General features: G+C 72.3%; 21 protein-coding genes. 8 read left to right on the top strand and 13 right to left on the bottom strand.

Annotated elements, in window-relative coordinates; genetic code table 11:
* Positions 1 to 54: 54 nt before the first annotated feature.
* The 6 genes from BGO37_RS13545 to BGO37_RS13520 all read left to right on the top strand — a co-directional run bounded on the left by BGO37_RS13545 (position 55) and on the right by BGO37_RS13520 (position 4,498).
* Complete coding sequence (locus tag BGO37_RS13545; RefSeq protein WP_291755656.1) at positions 55 to 867, top strand: CBASS oligonucleotide cyclase; 813 nt, start codon at positions 55 to 57, stop codon at positions 865 to 867.
* A 145-nt stretch (positions 868 to 1,012) separates the two neighbouring features.
* On the top strand, positions 1,013 to 1,435 hold the full coding sequence (locus BGO37_RS13540; protein WP_291755655.1) for a hypothetical protein: 423 nt from the start codon (positions 1,013 to 1,015) through the stop codon (positions 1,433 to 1,435).
* Position 1,436: 1 nt separating this feature from the next.
* The gene (locus BGO37_RS13535; RefSeq protein ID WP_291755654.1) at positions 1,437 to 2,204 is read left to right on the top strand and encodes a hypothetical protein; all 768 of its coding nucleotides are present in this window, start codon (positions 1,437 to 1,439) and stop codon (positions 2,202 to 2,204) included.
* 770 nt (positions 2,205 to 2,974) lie between these two features.
* Positions 2,975 to 3,622 (top strand): signal peptidase I, encoded by a 648-nt coding sequence (locus tag BGO37_RS13530; RefSeq protein WP_367188116.1) that lies wholly within the window; start codon positions 2,975 to 2,977, stop codon positions 3,620 to 3,622.
* A gap of 85 nt (positions 3,623 to 3,707) precedes the next feature.
* Complete coding sequence (locus BGO37_RS13525; RefSeq protein WP_291755652.1) at positions 3,708 to 4,136, top strand: DUF1801 domain-containing protein; 429 nt, start codon at positions 3,708 to 3,710, stop codon at positions 4,134 to 4,136.
* Between the two features lie 38 nt (positions 4,137 to 4,174).
* Positions 4,175 to 4,498, top strand: coding sequence for a DUF2277 domain-containing protein (locus BGO37_RS13520; protein WP_291755650.1), 324 nt, complete (start codon positions 4,175 to 4,177; stop codon positions 4,496 to 4,498).
* A gap of 18 nt (positions 4,499 to 4,516) precedes the next feature.
* Here BGO37_RS13520 and BGO37_RS13515 read toward each other — a convergent pair whose 3' ends face one another.
* The 10 genes from BGO37_RS13515 to BGO37_RS13470 all read right to left on the bottom strand — a co-directional run bounded on the left by BGO37_RS13515 (position 4,517) and on the right by BGO37_RS13470 (position 13,835).
* Positions 4,517 to 5,113 (bottom strand): DUF1684 domain-containing protein, encoded by a 597-nt coding sequence (locus tag BGO37_RS13515; RefSeq protein WP_291755649.1) that lies wholly within the window; start codon positions 5,111 to 5,113, stop codon positions 4,517 to 4,519.
* A 203-nt stretch (positions 5,114 to 5,316) separates the two neighbouring features.
* A complete protein-coding gene (locus tag BGO37_RS13510) occupies positions 5,317 to 6,306 on the bottom strand; it encodes a patatin-like phospholipase family protein (protein ID WP_291755648.1) in 990 nt (329 codons plus the stop codon).
* Positions 6,307 to 6,537: 231 nt separating this feature from the next.
* Positions 6,538 to 7,164 (bottom strand): DUF2510 domain-containing protein, encoded by a 627-nt coding sequence (locus tag BGO37_RS13505; RefSeq protein ID WP_291755646.1) that lies wholly within the window; start codon positions 7,162 to 7,164, stop codon positions 6,538 to 6,540.
* A gap of 434 nt (positions 7,165 to 7,598) precedes the next feature.
* Positions 7,599 to 8,726: an acyl-CoA desaturase gene (locus tag BGO37_RS13500; protein WP_291755645.1), complete on the bottom strand. Its 1,128-nt coding sequence runs from the start codon at positions 8,724 to 8,726 to the stop codon at positions 7,599 to 7,601.
* A 159-nt stretch (positions 8,727 to 8,885) separates the two neighbouring features.
* Entirely contained in the window at positions 8,886 to 9,329 is a 444-nt protein-coding gene (locus BGO37_RS13495) for a hypothetical protein (protein WP_291755644.1), read from the bottom strand.
* Between the two features lie 5 nt (positions 9,330 to 9,334).
* Entirely contained in the window at positions 9,335 to 9,685 is a 351-nt protein-coding gene (locus BGO37_RS13490; protein WP_291755643.1) for a LapA family protein, read from the bottom strand.
* A 79-nt stretch (positions 9,686 to 9,764) separates the two neighbouring features.
* Positions 9,765 to 10,190, bottom strand: a complete 426-nt coding sequence (locus BGO37_RS13485) for a cupin domain-containing protein (protein ID WP_291755642.1) — start codon at positions 10,188 to 10,190, stop codon at positions 9,765 to 9,767.
* Entirely contained in the window at positions 10,187 to 11,674 is a 1,488-nt protein-coding gene (locus tag BGO37_RS13480) for a glycoside hydrolase family 130 protein (RefSeq protein ID WP_291755640.1), read from the bottom strand. The genes BGO37_RS13485 and BGO37_RS13480 overlap by 4 nt, the downstream gene beginning before the upstream one ends.
* Positions 11,671 to 12,702, bottom strand: a complete 1,032-nt coding sequence (locus BGO37_RS13475) for a glycosyltransferase (protein WP_291755639.1) — start codon at positions 12,700 to 12,702, stop codon at positions 11,671 to 11,673. Before BGO37_RS13475 ends, BGO37_RS13480 begins: the two co-directional genes overlap by 4 nt.
* Positions 12,702 to 13,835, bottom strand: a complete 1,134-nt coding sequence (locus BGO37_RS13470) for a glycosyltransferase (protein WP_291755638.1) — start codon at positions 13,833 to 13,835, stop codon at positions 12,702 to 12,704. Before BGO37_RS13470 ends, BGO37_RS13475 begins: the two co-directional genes overlap by 1 nt.
* A 220-nt stretch (positions 13,836 to 14,055) precedes the next feature.
* Here BGO37_RS13470 and BGO37_RS13465 point away from each other — a divergent pair, with 220 nt between their 5' ends.
* Positions 14,056 to 15,096, top strand: coding sequence for a glycosyltransferase family 4 protein (locus BGO37_RS13465; RefSeq protein WP_291755637.1), 1,041 nt, complete (start codon positions 14,056 to 14,058; stop codon positions 15,094 to 15,096).
* Here the strand turns inward: BGO37_RS13465 and BGO37_RS13460 are convergent.
* The 3 genes from BGO37_RS13460 to BGO37_RS13450 are packed head-to-tail and all read right to left on the bottom strand — an operon-like array spanning position 15,074 to position 17,100.
* A complete protein-coding gene (locus BGO37_RS13460; RefSeq protein ID WP_291755635.1) occupies positions 15,074 to 16,321 on the bottom strand; it encodes an RNA polymerase sigma factor in 1,248 nt (415 codons plus the stop codon). The two genes, BGO37_RS13465 and BGO37_RS13460, sit on opposite strands and share 23 nt — an antisense overlap.
* Positions 16,318 to 16,704: a YciI family protein gene (locus tag BGO37_RS13455; RefSeq protein WP_291755633.1), complete on the bottom strand. Its 387-nt coding sequence runs from the start codon at positions 16,702 to 16,704 to the stop codon at positions 16,318 to 16,320. Before BGO37_RS13455 ends, BGO37_RS13460 begins: the two co-directional genes overlap by 4 nt.
* 36 nt (positions 16,705 to 16,740) lie before the next feature.
* Positions 16,741 to 17,100 (bottom strand): YciI family protein, encoded by a 360-nt coding sequence (locus BGO37_RS13450; RefSeq protein WP_291755631.1) that lies wholly within the window; start codon positions 17,098 to 17,100, stop codon positions 16,741 to 16,743.
* 141 nt (positions 17,101 to 17,241) lie between these two features.
* Here BGO37_RS13450 and BGO37_RS13445 point away from each other — a divergent pair, with 141 nt between their 5' ends.
* Positions 17,242 to 18,204 (top strand): oxygenase MpaB family protein, encoded by a 963-nt coding sequence (locus BGO37_RS13445; protein ID WP_291755629.1) that lies wholly within the window; start codon positions 17,242 to 17,244, stop codon positions 18,202 to 18,204.
* The last annotated feature ends 2 nt before the right edge of the window (positions 18,205 to 18,206 follow it).

Below are 18,206 nucleotides of genomic sequence, written 5' to 3'. Positions count from 1 at the left end.
CTTGATGCTCTCCGACGTGAGGCGCTCGAGGCGCTTGCCGTGCAGGAGCGGAGCGTGGCGATCAACGACGTTCTGGCGGGAGCGCTCGCTTCGCTCAACGACCGTGATGTTGACGCGACTCGGCAACGGCTCGACGAGATCGTCGCCGCCCTCGGCGATCTCCTGGTCGACGTAGACCGCCTCCTGTTCGGCGGGAGCGTGGCGAAGCACACGTACGTTGACGGACTCAGTGACACAGACGCTCTGGTGGTTGTAAACGAGGGCGATGCGACGCCCGAGGATCTTGTCGCGCGGTTCGAGCGCGCACTCCAGAGCCGGTTGCCGTTGGGCGATGTGCGAGAGATCACTGCGGGCCGGCTTGCAGTGACCGTTCACTACTTGGATGGCTCCGAGATTCAGCTGCTGCCAGCCGTTGAGCGGAACGGGCGTACATCAATCGCGTCAGAAGACGGTGGTTCGTGGAGGCAGATTAGGCCGCACAAGTTCGCCGAAAAACTGACTGAAGTTAACGCCGCCAATAGCGGAGCCGTAATTCCTACGATAAAGCTGGCGAAGGCGGTGCTGGCTAACCTGCCAGAGGATCAGAGACTTTCGGGCTATCACGTGGAGGCGATAGCCGTGGACGCGTTCCGGGCGTACCAGGGCAGGCGGGACAGGGCGTCAATGCTTCAACACCTTATAGCGCACGCGGAGAAAGCGGTTATGAGCCCCACCGGTGACATTACTGGCCAATCAGTCCATGTTGATGACTACCTGGGAGCAAGCGGCAGCGAGGCTCGGCGAGCCGTCAGTTTGGCCATTCGTCGTATCGGTCGGATTCTGGATAGTGGTGACGCTTCTGATTACGGTCGACTTCTGAATGGCTAGCGACGGTGGGGGGCTGGGCAACTGGCCAGAGATCGAGAGGAGAGCGCGGCTCATAGATCAGTCGATCACCATGCAAGCAGCACTGCGGGACCGGGACTCGCGAATTGCGACTCTGCTGACGTCGTGCGTGGCGATTGTGTCGATCGTGGGCATCGCGTTCGCATTCGCAACTAATGATGACGTCGTGACGATCGCGGGACTCGACGCTCAGCGTGCGACTTGGCTCGGTTGGCTTGCGGTCGTCGCCGGCGCTCTGAGTACGATCGATCTCATCATCGACCGACGTGGCGCAGCTCGACGCAGGGGTGAGGCGGTTGCACTCCTGAGCGCGCTGAAGGCCGAGTACAGGGCGGCGGCGCAAGGACTAGGCGAACCTGAGGCGGCGCGGCTTGAGGGACGCTATATCGATATTGTGACGCGGATCCCGGAAATCCCGGAACGGCTGTTCAACCGACTCAAAGCGAAGCATCTCCTGAAGGTCGAGGTGAGCAAGGAGTTGTCGGCCCATCCCGGCATATCGAGCCTCCGTGCCCGTATCCGCGTGGCGCTGCGTGCGACGAAGGGGTGAAATGACTGAGCAGCTGATTGATTCGCTCCCGATTGCGGCAACCAAGTCCGGATTCGCCGGGGACCCGCATAGTCTGATTCGATGGTACGTGCACGCCAAGCGTGCGGTGGTGGATGCCGGATTCGTCGACGAGATCGTGTGGCAGGCGTCGGCGGGCCTGACGTCGCTGTCAAGGCGGCAGTTTGTTCGTGAGGCAGCGTGGGTTGTGTTGGCCGCCGGCATGAGCGACTTCGTGGTCAGACGGGTGTTTCCGCGTTTTGCCTCCGCGATGTTCGAGTTTCGTCTGCCTGAATTGACGAGATACTGTGACGATGCGCGGTCCGCCGCTCTGAGCGTGTTTGGTCATGTGGGGAAGGTTGATGCGATCCTGCAGATAGCGCAGCAGGTTGCGGCATTGACGGATGAGGATCTGCGTCGTCGGCTGGTGGGAGATGCCGAAGGGTTCCTACGGGGTCTGCCATATGTTGGACCGGTGACGTGGCGGCACCTTGCGAAGAATGTAGGCGTCCAGATCTCAAAACCCGACCGTCACATGGTGAGGCTCTCGCACTCCCTCGGGTGGGACGACTGCGAAGGGCTCTGCCGTGAGATCGCCGAGTTCATCGGTGACCCAGTCGCGGTCGTGGACGTGGTCCTCTGGCGCTGGTCGGTTGAGCGCACGAAGTCACGGGAGTCCGTGTGGAGTGACGGGTCGGGCGCAGACGAGTCGGGGGCGACCGTCGATGATCCGGTGTGCCGTTCGACACCGGGGGCGAGCCGATCGGACTGAGCGCCTCCACGTCTGTGCGGAAGCAGCCGGCGGGTCCCCGCTGGTCGTCGCTTCTTCCGGCCAGCAGGGACCCGCCCCACATCGCTGATCATTGGCGGTCGGTGTCGGGTCCAACGGGACCTGGCAGATGAGTCTTCGTGTCAGATTCGGACCCGCGGCACGGTCTTACCAAATCCGGCTCCACTTGGTGTTCTGTCCAGGGCCGCAGGATGGGCACGGTGGAAGGGCATCGCTGTCCTGGTCCAGCGTCACGCGGTGACCATAGGCGTCCTGGTAGGTGCCCTTGCCTGGCTTCTCGCCGATGTCGTACATGTTCATCACCCCCCTAGTGACGGATGACTCTCAGTGTGGACCGGCTCCTGTGACCTTGTGGCTCGTTTCCGCCGCCTTCTGCGGACGACGATCTGGTGCACTCCGAGTCCAAGTCCGAGCCGGCGGGATCGTGTAGTTCAGGCCGGCGCTCGGAGGTCGCGTTTGTCAACGAAGGGAGTCCGCGGAGGCAGCTCGATCACGAGAGCGGCCACCGGATCCGGACGTATCCGCAGATCGACCGATTGCGTCTCACATGTCGGACACTTCGATTCCCGCCACCTTCGCCTTTCGGGTTCGTCGTGCGACGAGCCCGACGAGCCCAAGCAGGCCGTCGTCCCCTACCGGGGCGGCGGCCTTCTTGCGTGTGGGTGGCTCAGAAGTCTTCGAGGCGGCGTCCGTCGGCCGATTTGCTCGGTGGGGCGGCGCGCCCCCAGGAGCATGAAGTGGAGCGACCGCCCATGGTTGGCCTGGAACGGGTGGCGATGGGCCCCACGGAGTCGAGGCCCGCCATCACGGACCACAGCGCCGCCGCTCGTGCGCGCGTCCCCGGTCCCAGGTTCACCTGGCGCCGCCATGCCGGTCCGGTGCTGGCTGGGCTTGTGGCCGCCGGCCTGGTGCTGGCCGGGTGGCCCGCCGTCCTGGGGGGCGCCACGACCTGCGCCGACGTCCAGGGTCACTCGATGGACCCGACGTACCACGAAGGCGACATGATCATCGCCCGCAAGACCAACACCGTGAACGTCGGCGACATCGTCGTCTACAAGGTCCCGCCGGGCTACCCGCACAGCGGCGTCGATGTCGTCCACCGCGTCGCGGGCGGCAGCCTCGACGGCGGGCTGGTCATGCGGGGCGACCACAACCCGGCCGACGACCCATCGCACCCCACGCGAGACGACGTCATCGGGGTGGTGAAGCTCCACGTCCCGTGGGTGGGGCATGTGCTTCGCGTTCTGCGGACACCGGCGTTCCTGGCTGCCCCATTCATCGGCCTCATCCTGGAGTTGGTGTGGCCCAAGCGGACCAAGACCCGTCAGCGCTACGGGTCGGGTGACGCCGAGTGGGGGGCCCGACCGTCGTCCACCACGGCTGCGCCACGACTGAGTTGAACTGATGAGCGGGTCGCTTCGGGAACGCGGCGATCGAGCAGTTCTGGAGAAGCCCGCCGCCACCGTCGGACCGTAGATTCGCCGCATGAGCGACACCACGAAGTCCGGGTTCAGCGCCGACGAGCGCGCCGCCATGCGCCAGCGCGCCAAGGAGCTCAAGGCCCAGGAGTCGGCGGCCGAGGCGCTGCAGGCGGTGGTCGAGAAGATCGCCTCGCTGGACGAGCCGGACAAGACGAACGCCGAGCGCATCCACGCCATCGTCCGGGAGGTGGCGCCCTCGCTGCAGCCCCGCCTCTTCTACGGCAGCCCCGCGTACGCCAACGCCGAGGGCAAGGTGCTGTTCTTCTACCAGGAGCGCGCGAAGTTCAAGGCCCGCTACGGCAACCTCGCGTTCTTCGACGGCGCCCAGCTCGACGACGGCACCATGTGGAGCACCGCGTTCGCCATCACCGAGCTCTCGCCGGCCGACGAGAAGAAGGTCGCCGAGCTGGTGAAGCGGGCCGCCGGGCTCTGAACCGGTCGATCCGGGCTCCGCTCACGTACCGTCGAGGGATGTGCCGCAACATCACCATGCTGCGCGGGCTGGAGCCGCCCGCCACCGCTGACGAGATCCAGGCCGCCGCGGTCCAGTACGTCCGCAAGGTCACCGGGATCACCAAGGTGACGGACGTGACCCGGGAGGCGTTCGACGCCGCCGTCGCCGCGGTCACCGCCGCGACCGCTCAGGTGCTCGTCGACCTGCCCGAGCGCCGCAACCCGCCGACGAAGCTGCCGCCGCTGCGCCGCGAGGATGTCGCCGCCCGGGTGGCGGCCCGCCAGCTCGCGCGCGAGGAGCACGAGCGCCTGCACGAGCTCGGGATCGCTCACACCCACTGACGGCCCCCGCCGGGCGCGTCAGAGCCGCTCGCCGGCGCGGATCTCGGCGGCGATCGTGTTCCCCGGCTGGGCGAGCGGGCACTGCCACGCCGGGTCGTAGCGGCACGAGGGGTGGTACAGGAAGTTGAGGTCGACGACGATCCGGTCGCCCTCGCCGCCGAGGTCCGCCCCCTTGGCGGAGTCGAGCAGGTAGCGGCCGCCGCCGTAGCTCGCGGTGCCCGCGGTCGCGTCGCGCACCGGCAGGAACAGGCCGCCTCCGTACTGGTGCAGCCACCAGACGTCCAGGGTGGCGTCGAACGGCGCGGGCAGCCTCACCCGGCCGATGCGCCGCATGCCCGTCAGGCTGTCCCCGTCCGTCGGCAGGGCCAGCTCCCGCGGCTCGGCCGGTTCCAGGGGGAGCGCGAAGCGCAGGTCCGGGTCGTACGGCCAGTACGGCACCCCGGTGGTGCGCAGCGGATCGTCGGGCAGCAGCGGGCTCTGCGGGTGGCTGCGGAAGAGGCTGTCGCGGCCCGTGCGCCACAGCTGGTGGGCCGCGGCGGGGTCGGCCTCCCGGCGGACGGAGGCGTACAGCTCGGCGACGGCGCGGCGCCACTCGGCCAGCTCGAGCTCGATCATCGGTGCGTCCGGGGCGACATCGTTCGAGAGTAATCACCTTCCGGGCGCGCCTCGAGCGTTCCCGGTCACCCCGTCGCCGCACGACGAAGCAGCAGCCGCTGATCTCCGTCGGACGACGAACCCGAGAAGGCCCGGCAGGCCCGCCCCAGAGCAGGACGCGACCTGCCGGCACCCTCTCGGCACGTCCGGGCCGGGCCTGGACGTCACCGCCAGAGCTCGGCCACCCGCCCGGCGATGCCCTGCCCCTGGCGGTAGCCGGCCTGTGCGGCGGGCACGCGCCTGGTCAGGTCCATCATGTTGTCGCCGAACGCCTCGAGGGACTCGGCGTCCGGCAGGACCGTCTCCACCTCGCTGCCGGCGGCACGCAGCTCGTCGGCCTGCACCGCGAGCTGCTGGCCCCACTCCAGCGGGGTCAGCGTCCGGCCGCCCAGCGGCGAGAGCACCAGCACCCGCCGGTACCCGGCGGCCAGGTCGGCGTTCTCGTTGCGGCGGTAGCCGCCGTCGAGGTACCGGTGGCCGCCGATGCCGTACGGACCGACCCCGAAGCCGTTGGACGTGCTGGCGGCGACGGCGTCGACGAGGTCGACCCCGCTGTGGCGGTCGAAAACCGTCGGCTGCCCGGACTCGGCGTCGACCGCGGTGAGCAGGATGGTCCGCTCCGGCCACTCATGGGCAGGGAACCGGGCGGCGACGGTGGCCCGCCACTTCGCCGACCCGGAGCCGTCCGACGGGGCGTCCGCCTCGAGCGTCGCGGCGCCGAGCCGGCGGCGCATGTCGGCGGGGTCCGTCGCCGAGGCGATGATGCCGGTCAGCCGCTCCATGTGGTTCGCCGCCGGCCGAGGGCCGCCGGTGGGACCGGCCGAGGCCGGCCGCTGCGGCGGCGTGGCGGCGAGGATCGCCGCGTACAGCTCCGCCGGCGTGGCGCCGACGAGCTGGGCGGCCGCCGTGGCACCGGCCGACGTGCCGATGGTCAGGTCGGCCTGCGTGACGTCGAGCCCGGCGTCGGCCAGGCCGGCGAGGACGCCGATCAGCCATGCGTTGCCCGACGATCCGCCGCCACCGAGGACCAGGGCCCGCTCGCCGTGGGGCGGGATCCGCCGGGTGGCGTCGATCGTGGTCTCGTCGTCGCCCGCCGGGTGCCCGGGGGCCCCCGCGGGAGTGGCCTGGGGCAGGGAGGAAGAGGTTGCGTTCATGGGAGTCGCCTTTCGCGAGGTGCGTGGCGGGCGCTCCCGGCCGCGGCTACGTCAGCCGCGCGCGATCGTGGACAGCGGGGGAGCACCCAGAGCGGGCAGTGCGTTCATGGGTCTCACCTCCAACCGACGGATCACGATCGCCGGAACCCTCGCACACGGGCGAAGCGGCGCGCAAACGAAATCGTGCAACGGCCGGCCGATGGCGCCCCGGCCCGGCCGGTGGTCCGAGGATCAGCCCAGCTGCGTCGAGAACTGCTGGGTGAGCGACACGATGAGGACCGCCGCCCAGATGCCCCCCGAGACGAGCGCCACGGCGTAGGTGGCAATGGCCGCCCACATCGGGGCGTAGCCGCGGGGCGCGGCGACCTTGTGCACGACGACGCTGCGGCCGACGACGTAGACGATGGCGCCCAGGAACGCCCACGCCCAGTGGAAGGGGCGCTGCACGCCGAGGCGGCCGAGGTACTGCCGATCGCGGTACGCCAGGACGATGAGCGTGGCCTGAAGCAGCAGTCCGAGGAGCACCGCCACGGTGTAGCCGGGCCCGAACATCGAGTACGGGTTGTAGAAGGTGGTGGGCGTGCCGCCGCTCGCCTGCAGCTGCTCGTTCGCCCTGATGTACGCGGTCAGCGACGACACGTCCACGTGCATCAGCCAGATGGTCGCCGTGCTGAGGATGGGCAGCAGCGCCAGCAGCCAGATGCTGTCGCCGTAGATGCGGGCACTGCCGGGAAGCCGCGGGCGGCCTGCGCCGCCCTCGCCGGACAGCTGCGGTGTCCACTGCGTTCCGTCCCAGTACCGCCGGGCGGCGCGGCCCCAGGGGTCGGGGTACCAACCGGGGGGCGTCGCGCTGCTCACCCCGGCAGGCTAGCGACCGGCCGCGCGCGGGTTGCCGGTTCGGCTGGTCGGCAGATGCCGGACCTGTGCCCCGCCGGGTGAAATCCCCGCAGGACCGGCCGTCCGGCGCCTCCCGTCGGGCCGGGGCCCCTACGTGGCGTCCCGCGCGGTGAGCTGGGATCCGCCGGGTGGCGTCGACCGTGGTCTCGTCGTCGGCCGCCGGGTGCCCGGAGGCTCCCGCGGGAGTGGCCTGGGGCAGGGAGGAAGAGGTTGCGTTCATGGGAGTCGCCCTTCGCGAGGTGCGTGGCGGGCGCTCCCGGCCGCGGCTACGTCAGCCGCGCGCGATCATGGACAGCGGGGGAGCACCCAGAGCAGGTCGTGCAGTCATGGGTCTCGGCCGCGGTGCGGTGCGCAACCGCATTCCGCCTTCGTCGTACGGGCTAGGTCCGGGCCGGTCAGGCCGGCCGGTACGTCGAGACCATGGGGCACGCGAACGGGTCGCGGGCCGCCAGCCCCACCTCGTTGAGGTAGCGGATGACGATCCGGTAGGAGCGCCACAGGCTGGTCTCGGTGTACGGCACGTCGAGCGCCCGGCAGTGCTCGCGCACAATGGTGCGGGCCCGCGACAGGTGCGGGCGCGGCATGCTCGGGAACAGGTGGTGCTCCACCTGGTAGTTCAGGCCGCCCATCAGCCAGGTGGCCCACCAGCCGCCCGACACGTTGCGCGAGGTGCGCACCTGCTTGGTGAAGAAGTCCAGCCTGGCGTCGCGCGCGATGATCGGCATGCCCTTGTGGTTGGGGGCGAACGAGGCCCCCATGTAGACGCCGAAGACGGCGAGCTGCACGCCGAGGAAGGCGAACGCCATCCCCAGCGGGAGCACGACGAACACGGGCGTCCAGAAGGCCGCGAACCGCAGCGCGACCAACGCTAGCTCGGTGCGCCGGGCCTTGACCGGGCCGCGGCCGAACAGGTGCCCGAACCCGAGCCGGTGCAGGTTGAGGCCCTCGAGGGTCAGCAGCGGGAAGAACAGCCAGCCCTGCCGGCGGGTGATGAGCCGGTGCAGGCCGCGCGCGGCGGCGGCGTCCTCGGGGACGAACGAGATGGTGTCGGCTTCGATGTCGGGGTCACGGCCCATCTGGTTGGGGTTGCCGTGGTGCCGGTTGTGCTTGGTGGTCCACCACGAGTAGCTGATGCCCACCACCCCGCACGCCAGGACCCGGGCGAGCCGGTCGCTCGCCGGACCGGAGGCAAGCACCTGGCGGTGCCCCGCCTCGTGGGCCAGGAACGCGGTCTGGGTGAGGACCAGGCCGAGGGCGCCGGCGACGAGCAGCTGGAACCAGCTGCTGCCCAGCAGCACGAACCCGGCCAGGCAGGCGGCGAACGCGACGGCGATGGCCGCACCGACCAGCGCGTAGAAGCCGTAGGCCCGGTTCAGCAGACCCGTGCGGCGGATCGTGTCGGCGACGGCGGTGTACGCCTGCGTCAGCGGCGGGAACGACGTGCCCCCCGCGCGCGTGGGACGGAAGCCGGGCGGTGGCGCGGCCGACGACGTGGGTGCTGGGGAAGTGGGGATCGAGGTCATCACGCACCGTCCTGGTCGTTGCAGCCGCGCGAGGCGCTGTGCCGTTGTGCCAGGGGCAGGTGCCCGTCGCATGACCCACGGTACGCCACCATCCCGCGGCGGCGACCGGCGCCGGAGACAGGGCGCCTGACCAGCACGGGAGCGCGGGTGCGGTGCGGCCTACTCGAAGCGCACCGCCGCGGCGGCCGCCGCCACCGCGGCCACCCGGGCCCGTTCGTCGGCGTCGGCGGCCTCGGCCTGGGCGGACTCGACGGCGCGCAGCACCTCGAGGTCGCGGTCGACCGCGCGGAGCATGGCAGCCAGCGCCGCGGCCAGGCCGTCGCGCAGCTGCGCCAGCGTGGTGTTCTGGATGAGCAGCCGGCGGTCGGAGACCGTCAGCGCCAGGGCCGGCCGGCCGGGCTGCGACAGGCGGCGCGCGGTGTCCGGGTCCTCGATCCGCGCGCGTTCGGCCGCCGTCACCTGCCGCGAGAAGACCGCGGGCACGGTGTACGTCGCGGGCTCGTCGGGCGTGCCGAGCTCGACGGGCAGGCCCGAGACCAGGATGGAGACGAGGCGCAGCGGTTCGAGCTCACCGGTCTCGGTGAGCGGCTGGTCGGGCGTCATCGCCATCACAGCACCCGCCGGGACGTCGGTGCCACGCGGCGGTGCGCCCCGTCGCGACGGCGTCGCTGCGACTCGCTGCGCAGGAAGCCGATCGTCAGCGCGATCACGGCGACCCCGACGCCGGCGATGAGCAGCATGAGGGCCAGGGGGGCCGTGCCGTGCGCGCCGAGGAAGGAGACCGCGACCGGCTCGGTGTTCTGCAGCAGGAAGACGACGAGCAGGGCGAGGACGACGACGGCCACGCCGACGACGGTCCACACGCTGCCCGCCCGGGTGCGGGACACCGACAGCTGGGGCCGGCGCTCGACGGCGGCCGGCGGTGGCGCCGGGGGACGGGGGCGGGAGCGGACGGGCACGAGGCCCTCCTCGAAGGTGCCGGGTGGCGGACGACCGAGGTCGGAGTCCTTCGTCCCGGAGCTGTGACGAGTCTACGCGTCAGGGGTGCGTCGTCCCGGCCCGGCCGTAGCGGTCGGCGAACCTGACGACGTCCTCGCGCCAGCCGGTCGCGGCGGTCGACGCCTCGGCGAAGAGCAGGTCGGACAGCGCGGTGACGCGGTGGAGGACCGTGGCGGGCAGGTGCACCACGTCGCCCGGCCGCAGCAGGTGGGAGGTGAGGCGGTCGGCCGCCGGGCCCTCGTCGAGCCGGGCCCGACCAGAGACGACGACGAGCGTCTCGTCCTTCTCGGCGTGCAGCTGCAGGCTCAGCGCCTCGCCGGCACGCACCGTGATGAGCTTGCCGACGTAGCCGTGCTCGCCGTCGGCGAAGACGGCCTCGTGCCCCCACGGCTTGGGCACGTCGACGGCGCGAGTGACGCAGGCGTGGGGCGCGGCGGCGGCGTCGACGTCGTCGGCCGCGGTCACGGGAGCAGCTCCTCGAGCAGGGACTCCAGGTCGACCAGCGCGATGCGCGCGGTGGAGTCGCTGCAGCCGTACGGGAGCACGAGCGTGCGCCCGTGGCGCATCGCCCCGCACGAGTAGACGACGTTCGGCACGTAGCCGGAGCGCTCGTCGGCCGCGGGCGTGAGCATCGGCGCGGCGAGCCGTCCGACGACCCGCAGCGGGTCGTCGAGGTCCAGCAGCAGCGCGCCGATCCCGTAGGTCCGCATCGGACCGACGCCGTGGGTCAGCACGAGCCAGCCGCGGTCGGTCTCGATCGGCGGCCCGCAGTTGCCGAGCTGGACGAGCTCCCAGGCGTGCTCCGGGCGCTGGACGGTGACCGGCTCGTCCCACCGGACCAGGTCGTCGGACATGGTGACCGAGTTGTTCTCGCGGTCGGCGCGCGACATCGCCACGTACCGCCCGTCGATCTGCCGCGGGAACAGCGCGAGGCCCTTGTTCCGCGCGCCGGGCCCCGACAGCGGCGTCGCCGAGAACCGGGCGAAGTCGCGGGTGCGCAGCAGCTGCATCGACACGTCGCGCCCGTCGAAGGCCGTGTAGGTGCCGAGGTACTCCGCCTCGTCGTCCGCCCCCGTGAAGCGCACCATCCGCACGTCCTCCAGGCCGCGGCTCTCCGACGGGCCGCGCGGCATCAGCACCCGCTCGCCGATGGCGGAGCCGGGCGGGAACTCGACCTGGTACGTGCAGTCCGCGATCCACTCGAAGCGGTCGACCGTCCGGACGGCGGCGCCCCGCGTCAGCCGCTGGGCGTGCAGCTCGTCGAGGGCCCGGTCGAGGTCCGGCCGGCCGAAGGTCGGCGGCAGGCCGCCGAGCACGAAGTCGGCGTTGGTGCGGTCGCCGCCCAGGTCGTCGAGCCGGTGCCCGAAGGCCTCGCGCGAGTAGACGGCCGGGCGGGCGACGGGCAGCACGCCGACCGACGGTGCATCGTCCAGCGTGACGGACTCGTCGACGTCGACGACCCCGGTCCGCAGCTCCATGCTCGACAGGTGGCCGTCCCCGACGGCGCGCACCGTCATGACGAAGCGGGTGGAGCCCGCCGGGAGACCGGTCTGGTCCGGGTGGGGGACCATCGAGGGGTTGAAGAGGGCGGTGGCCTCCACCGCGTACTCCTGGGTGAAGTACGCGCCGATGAGCCGCCGCCGGTTCGCCGACGGTTGGGAGGCGCCGAGACGGTGGCGAATGAGCGCGAAGTGGGCGTCCCACGTCTCCTCGAGGCCCCGATGGCGGTGCGTGAAGGACGCCGCGAGCCCCGCCAGCTCAGCGTCGACCTCGGCCTCGCCCAGACCGAGAACGCGGCCGAGCACGGCGGACGAGCGTGACTCGCCGGAGGCGAGCAGCTCCTGGCCGGGCAGGAAGACCGTGCGCACGACGCGGGTCGGGTCGGGGCGCAGCCGTACGTCGGTGCGGCGCACCCAGGCCGGGTCGCGGGCCATGGCCTCAGCGCTCATCGGGCGATGCCAGGCAGAGCCCGCGACAGCTGCAGGCAGGCGAGCCAGGCGAGGGTGGACTCGGCGCCCTGGTTCTGGTTGACGCCCGCCGGCTCCAGCCCGTCGAAGCCGCCCCCGGTCTCGGCGTCGCGCACGGGGACGTGAACGTCGTTGTCGCCCTCGAACCACGCGACGCACGCGTCGAGGACGTCGCGCCAGGCATCGTCGCCCGTCGCCAGGAAGGCGGTCGAGGCGGCCTCTGCCAGCGCGGCGGCCTCGATCGGCTGCTGGTCGAAGCCGGGACGGGCGTCGCCCGGCCCGCGTCCACCGGCGGGGACGAGGGACAGGTGCCCGCCCGCGGTCTGCTGCTCGACGAGCCAGCGCAGCAGGCGCAGGCCGTCGCGCTGCAGACCGTCGTCACCCAGCTGCGTGCCAACGGTGACCATCGCCTCGGGGATCACCGCGTTGGCGTAGCTCAGGCGGGCCTCGGGCCACGGCCACGACGCCTCGGGGCGCGGGCGGGGCAGTACCCGTCGTGCGTCGTGGAGCAGGTGGAGCGCCGCCGCGTCGTCCGGGCGGACCCGGAGCAGCTGGGCGGCACCCAGCGCCGCGTAAGCCATGGCGCGCGGGTGGCCGGAGCGCGCCGCCAGCGCCCTCGCGGCACCCTGCCGAGCGGCGGCGGCGAGCGCGTCGTCGCCCAGCCGGGCGGCTGCCGTCCCGAACGCCCACAGGGCCCGGCCCCAGTGGTCGTCGGCGGACGGCGCGTCGACCCAGGTGCGACCGGCGGTCCGCCGGTTGTGCATCAGCCCACCGGCGCGCTGACCGTCCAGCAGGAACTCCAGGTAGGTCGCCGCCAGCAGCATCACGGTCGTGCTGGCGCCTGGCATCCGCGCCACCACCACCAGCGCCCGGGCCGCGTCGTCGACGCACATGCCGTTCGCGACCCGAGGCGTGGCACCCAACGCGTGCTCGTAGAGCCCGGACGGAGTCGTCAACCGGAGCAGGTGCCCGAGGGGGACCGGGCGGTCCCGGACCACCGCAGCGGCCATCAGACGGCCGCCGGCACCGAGCGGAGGTGCGTGGCGGACGCGAGCTCGAGGTAGCGCGCGGCCACGGCCGGCCACAGCACCGAAGCGGCCAACCGCCGCGACACGGCGGCCATCTGGTCGGCCAGCCCGTGCACGGTGAGCACCCGCTCGAGCGCGCTCGCGATCGCCATCGGGTCGCGCGGGGGCACGAGCACGCCGGCGCCACCTGAGAGCAGCTCCACCGCGTGCGGGAAGTTCGTCGACACCACGGGCTTGCCGGCCGCGACGGCCTCCGTCAGCACGCCGGACGTCACCTGCTGGGGCGAGTCGTAGGGCAGCAGGATCAGGTCCGCGCGCCGGACCACCTCGCGCAGGTCGGGGCTCGACAGGTAGCGGCTGTCGAAGCGCACCCGGTCGCCCAGCCGCAGGCTGCCGGTCATCCCGACGAGGCGGTCTCGGTACGCCTCGCCGTCGCGCTCCAGGACGCGCGGGTGCGTCTGGCCGACCACGCGATAGTCCGGCAGCGGCATCCGGCGCCGGAGCTCGGCGAGGCCGAGCAGCGCCCACTCGATGCCCTTGCCCTCCGACAGCAGGCCCCATGTCAGCACCCGGCGCCGCCTGGTCGCCTCGTTCGGCAACGGGGTGACGGCGGAGCGGTTGTCCTCGGCGCCGTGGGCGATGACGGACACGCGCGCCGGGTCGACGTCCCAGCCCGCGATGAGGCGCTCGCGGGCGGTGGCCGTCATGGTGACCAGCGCCGCCGCGCGGTCGACGAGCTCGGCGAGCACCCGGTACTGGTTGGCCGTGGGGCGCACCAGGACGGTGTGGAGCACCACGACGACCGGGACGTGCAGCTGGGCGACGAGGTCGAGCACGTCCTGGCCGTCCGGGCCGCCGTAGATGCCGTACTCGTGCTGCACCACGGCGACGTCGTAGCCGTCCAGCACGCGCGCCGCCGCCGTGGCGCCCCCGGGCGCTGCGGTCACCCATTGGTGCACCACGGGCCCCGCCTGGGGCTGCGGCTCGTCCACGAGCCGCACAAGGCCGACATCGGCCCCGGCCGCCGCCAGGTGCGAGATCAGCGCCTCGCTGAAGGTCGCGATGCCGCACTGCGTGGGCGGGTAGGTGGACACGAAGCCGAGTCGGACGCCCATGAGGGACCTCTTCCGCATTGCCTGCCGCAGCGAAGATGCTGCCCTGCACGGAGAGGGGGAGAAGGCCGCGTCCCTGGGTGTCCCGCCGCGACGGCGGGGCCAGTGCCGGGAAAAGGGGCGTCCGGCCCTGTGTGATGATGCCCGTCCACCGTACCGCAGATGTGTCCTCGGCCCGGGGTACGCTCGAGCGCAACCCGGGGAGGCCACCGTCAGAGTCGCCGTGCTCGCCTCGATCGCCCACCGCGTCCCGCCGCGGTCCTACGGGCCGTGGGAGCAGGTCGCCGCCACGATCGCGGAGGGGCTCGTCGCCCGGGGTCACGACGTCACCCTCTTCGCCACCGCCGACTCCGTCACGTCCGGCCGGCTCCACGCCGAGGCCCCCGCGGGCTACGAGGAGGACCCCTCGGTCGACGCCAAGGTCTCCGAGGCCCTGCACATCGCCGCGGTGTTCGAGCGTGCCGACGAGTTCGACGTCATCAGCAACCAGTTCGACTTCCTGCCGCTCGTGTTCTGTCGGCTGACGTCCACGCCCGTGGTCACCACGATCCACGGGTTCTCGTCGGAACGCATCGTGCCCGTCTACCGCGCCTACGACGACGTCGCGCACTACGTCGCGATCAGCGAGGCCGACCGCCGTGCCGACCTCACGTACGCCGCGACGATCCACCACGGCATCGACACCACCGCGTTCCACCTCGGCTCCGGCGACGGCGGCTACCTGCTGTTCCTGGGCCGCATCCACCCCGACAAGGGCACCGCGTGGGCGATCGAGGTCGCGCGACGCGCGGGCCTCCCGCTGGTCATCGCGGGCGTGATCCAGGACGCCGAGTACTACCGACGCGAGGTCGAGCCGCACCTCGACGGCGGGTCCGTCGCCTACGTCGGGCCCGTCGGACCCGACGAGCGCGACAGGCTCCTGGGCGGCGCGCGGGCGCTCCTTCACCTCATCGCGTTCGACGAGCCCTTCGGGCTGTCGGTGGTGGAGGCGATGGCCACCGGCACACCGGTCGTGGCCTTTCCCCGTGGCTCGATGCCGGAGATCGTCCGCCCCGGCGTCTCGGGCTTCCTGGTCGACAGCTCGACCGCCGCCGTCACCGCTGTCGCGGCCGCGGCCGACCTGGACCGGGCCGCGTGCCGCGCCGACGCGCTCGCCCGCTTCTCCTCCGACCGCATGGTCGACGACTACGAACGCCTCTTCCGCCGCATCGTCGAGGCCGATGGCGCGCGCCGTGCCGCCGCTACGTGCCGCCCGCCGACCTGAGCTGGCCGCGGCGGCGGCTGAGGTAGGCCGCCTCGGCCGTGTTGCCGGCCAGGGCGACGGCCCGGTCGTAGGCGAGCCGCGCCTCCCCGCTGCGGCCCAGGCGGCGCAGCAGGTCGGCGCGGGCGGCGTGGAAGGCGTGGTAGCCGTCCAGCGGCAGGCGGTCGATCAGGGCGAGCGCGACGTCGGGCCCGTCGACCTCCGCGACGGCGACCGCGCGGTTGAGGGCGACCACGGGGGAGGGGTCCAGGCGGACCAGCCGGTCGTAGAGGGCCACGACCTGCGACCAGTCCGTGTCCCGCGCGTCGCGGCCGTCGGTGTGGACGGCGTTGACCGCGGCGAGGAGCTGGTAGCGGCCGGGCGGCGGGCCGCCCGCGGCCACGGCGGCCAGCCGGGACCGGACCAGGGCGTGACCCTCCTCGATCAGGGCGCGGTCCCAGGCGCCGCGGTCCTGCTCGTCGAGCGTGATCAGCTCGCCCGTCGCCGAGACGCGGGCGGCGCGGCGGGCCTCCGTCAGGAGCATGAGGGCGAGCAGCCCGGTGACCTCGCCGTCGTCGGGCATGAGCTCGTGCACCAGGCGGGCCAGGCGGATCGCCTCGGCGGTGAGGTCGGCGCGGACCGGGTCGGTCCCCGCACCGGTGGCGAGGTACCCCTCGTTGAACACGAGGAACAGCACGGTCAGCACCGCGTCGAGCCGGCCCGGCAGGTCCTCGGTGAGGGGGACCCGGTAGGGGATGTGCGCGGCCTTGATCTTGGCCTTGGCGCGGGTGATGCGCTGGCCCATCGCCACCTCCTGCACCAGGAAGGCACGGGCGATCTCCGGGACGGTCAGCCCGCCCACCATCCGCAGGGTCAGCGCCACCCGGGCGTCCGACGAGAGCGCGGGGTGGCAGCACGTGAACACCAGCCGCAGGCGGTCGTCGTCGACGGCTCCGAGCGGTTCGGGAGGTTCGTCGTACAGCAACGCGGCCTCCTGGTGCTTCTCGTCGCGGTGCGACTCGCGGCGGAGGCGGTCGATCGCCTTGCGGGCCCCGGTCGTCGTCAGCCAGGCGCCGGGGTTGGGCGGGACGCCGTCGCGCGGCCAGCGCTCGACCGCGGTGGCGAACGCCTCCGCGGCCGCCTCCTCGGCGACGTCGAGGTCGCCGAAGCGCCTGGCCAGGGAGGCGACCACCCGGGCCCACTCCGATCGGTGGGCCCGGGTGATCGCCTCGTCGACGAGCTCCGTCACGACTCGAGCAGCGCCTTGAAGGACTCCTCGGTCTGGAAGGGCCGGACCTCGACCTTCCCGCGGCAGGCCTTCGAGCCCTCGGCGGCGAGCCGCAGCGCCACGTCGAGGTCCGGCGCGTCGATCACCCAGAAGCCGCCGAGGTGCTCCTTGGCCTCCAGGTAGGGCCCGTCGGTGAGCACGGGCTCGGCCCCCCGGCCGTCGACGACGGTCGCGGTGCTGACCTGCTCCAGCCCGTCGGCGAAGACGAAGTAGCCGTCGGCGACGAGCTTGTCGTTGAAGGCTCCGGTGTCCTTGAACGCCTGGAGCATCGACTCCTTGTCGGGGTAGTCGCCGAACTGGTTGCGCACGGCCGGTCCGTACACGGACATCAGGTACCTGGGCATCTCTGGTCCTCCTTCGTCGTTGAGCGAGGTCGTCGGTCAGCGCGCCAGCAGCGCGTCGACGATGGGGTCGGGCAGGAACTCGCGGACCTCCTGCGCGCACCGGCAGGCGACCGCGGTCTTGGCCGCCCACGCCACGGCGTCCGCCCGCGTGGGCACGTCGACGACGATGAAGCCGCCGACCATCTCCTTCGTCTCCGGGTAGGGCCCGTCGGTGACCGTGCCGTCGACACCGACCAGCGTCGTCGGCTCGTCGTCCGCGATGCCGCCGGTGAACACGAGCACCCCGGCCTCTCCGGCCTCCTGGACCACCGCGTGGGCAGCGGCGGCCACGGCCGCCAGGTCCTCCTGCGGGAACTGCATCCACCCGCGGTCGAAGGAGATCAGGTAGCGCGCCATCTCGACTCCTCGCTCGGGCGGCCCCGGTGGCCGCCTCTCACCCGTGCAACGAACGGCCTCACGCCGATCCGACATCGTCACCGACATTTCTCTCATGGAGCGGGCGACGGCACCCGGCGTGGCGCGTGTGACGATCAGGGGGTGAGTCCCGTCCCGCGCGTGCGCCTCGCCCTCGCCGACGCCCTGCTGCGCCGCGTCGCCGGCCCGGACCCCGACGAGGCCAGGGCCCGCATCCACCTCGCGCCAGGTCCCCGCTGGTTCGACCCGGACAGCCCGATCGGCCGGGTCCACGCGGATGCCTCGATGTTCGTCGGCGGCGTGCGTGCCCTGCTGCTGCAGTCGTTGCACCCCCGGGTGATGACCGCGGTCGCGGAGCACTCCGCCTACCGGATGGATCCGTGGGGGCGGCTGCGGAACACCGCCGAGTTCATCGCGGCCACCACGTTCGGGACGACCGAGGCCAGCGAGCGGGCGGTGGCCATCGTCAAGGCCGTGCACAAGCGGGTGTACGGCACCATGCCCGACGGCGCCGGCTACACCGCGTCCGACCCTCACCTGCTGTCCTGGGTGCACCTCGGCGAGACGGAGAGCTTCCTCCTCGCGCACCAGCGCTTCGGCCGCCACCCGCTGGACGACGCCGGCTGCGACGAGTACGTGGCGCAGACCGCCGTGGTGGCCCGCGCCCTCGGCGTCGAGGACCCGCCGGTGACGGTGGCAGGCCTGCGGGCGCAGCTGGCCGGCTTCCGCGGCGAGCTGGCCAGCACCGACGCCGCGCGGGGCGTCGCGACGTTCCTGCTCCACACGCCGCCCGTGCCCTGGGTGGCCCGCCCCGGATATGCGCTGGTCGCGTCCGGCGCGCTCGCGCTGCTGCCGGTGTGGGCGCGGCGCGAGCTCGGCGTCCGAGCCCCGGCCGCCTTCGACCCGCTCCGCCGTGTGGGCGGGACGGCGATCACCGCGACGATCCGGTGGACGCTCGACTCGAAGGCGCCCGGCGCGGCCCGGGAGAACGGCGCGGCTCGGGAGAACGGTGCGGAACCGGCACCCGGGAGGCACGGGATTCCCGACGGCCCGCGGCGACCGCTCCGTACGCTGGGGGGCACCTAGCA

The organism is Cellulomonas sp. 73-92 (assembly GCF_001898175.1).
Taxonomy (GTDB): domain Bacteria; phylum Actinomycetota; class Actinomycetes; order Actinomycetales; family Cellulomonadaceae; genus Cellulomonas.
Note: the sequence above shows the minus strand (reverse complement) of the source record. Positions and strands in the feature narration are given on the sequence as shown.

Coding starts and splice junctions, on each gene's coding strand:
- BGO37_RS13535 (WP_291755654.1), top strand. CDS start 1,437: ATGACTGAGCAGCTGATTGATTCGCTCCCGATTGCGGCAACCAAGTCC.
- BGO37_RS13530 (WP_367188116.1), top strand. CDS start 2,975: ATGGTTGGCCTGGAACGGGTGGCGATGGGCCCCACGGAGTCGAGGCCC.
- BGO37_RS13525 (WP_291755652.1), top strand. CDS start 3,708: ATGAGCGACACCACGAAGTCCGGGTTCAGCGCCGACGAGCGCGCCGCC.
- BGO37_RS13520 (WP_291755650.1), top strand. CDS start 4,175: ATGTGCCGCAACATCACCATGCTGCGCGGGCTGGAGCCGCCCGCCACC.
- BGO37_RS13515 (WP_291755649.1), bottom strand. CDS start 5,113: ATGATCGAGCTCGAGCTGGCCGAGTGGCGCCGCGCCGTCGCCGAGCTG.
- BGO37_RS13510 (WP_291755648.1), bottom strand. CDS start 6,306: ATGAACGCAACCTCTTCCTCCCTGCCCCAGGCCACTCCCGCGGGGGCC.
- BGO37_RS13500 (WP_291755645.1), bottom strand. CDS start 8,726: ATGACCTCGATCCCCACTTCCCCAGCACCCACGTCGTCGGCCGCGCCA.
- BGO37_RS13495 (WP_291755644.1), bottom strand. CDS start 9,329: ATGACGCCCGACCAGCCGCTCACCGAGACCGGTGAGCTCGAACCGCTG.
- BGO37_RS13480 (WP_291755640.1), bottom strand. CDS start 11,674: ATGAGCGCTGAGGCCATGGCCCGCGACCCGGCCTGGGTGCGCCGCACC.
- BGO37_RS13475 (WP_291755639.1), bottom strand. CDS start 12,702: ATGGCCGCTGCGGTGGTCCGGGACCGCCCGGTCCCCCTCGGGCACCTG.
- BGO37_RS13470 (WP_291755638.1), bottom strand. CDS start 13,835: ATGGGCGTCCGACTCGGCTTCGTGTCCACCTACCCGCCCACGCAGTGC.
- BGO37_RS13455 (WP_291755633.1), bottom strand. CDS start 16,704: ATGCCCAGGTACCTGATGTCCGTGTACGGACCGGCCGTGCGCAACCAG.
- BGO37_RS13450 (WP_291755631.1), bottom strand. CDS start 17,100: ATGGCGCGCTACCTGATCTCCTTCGACCGCGGGTGGATGCAGTTCCCG.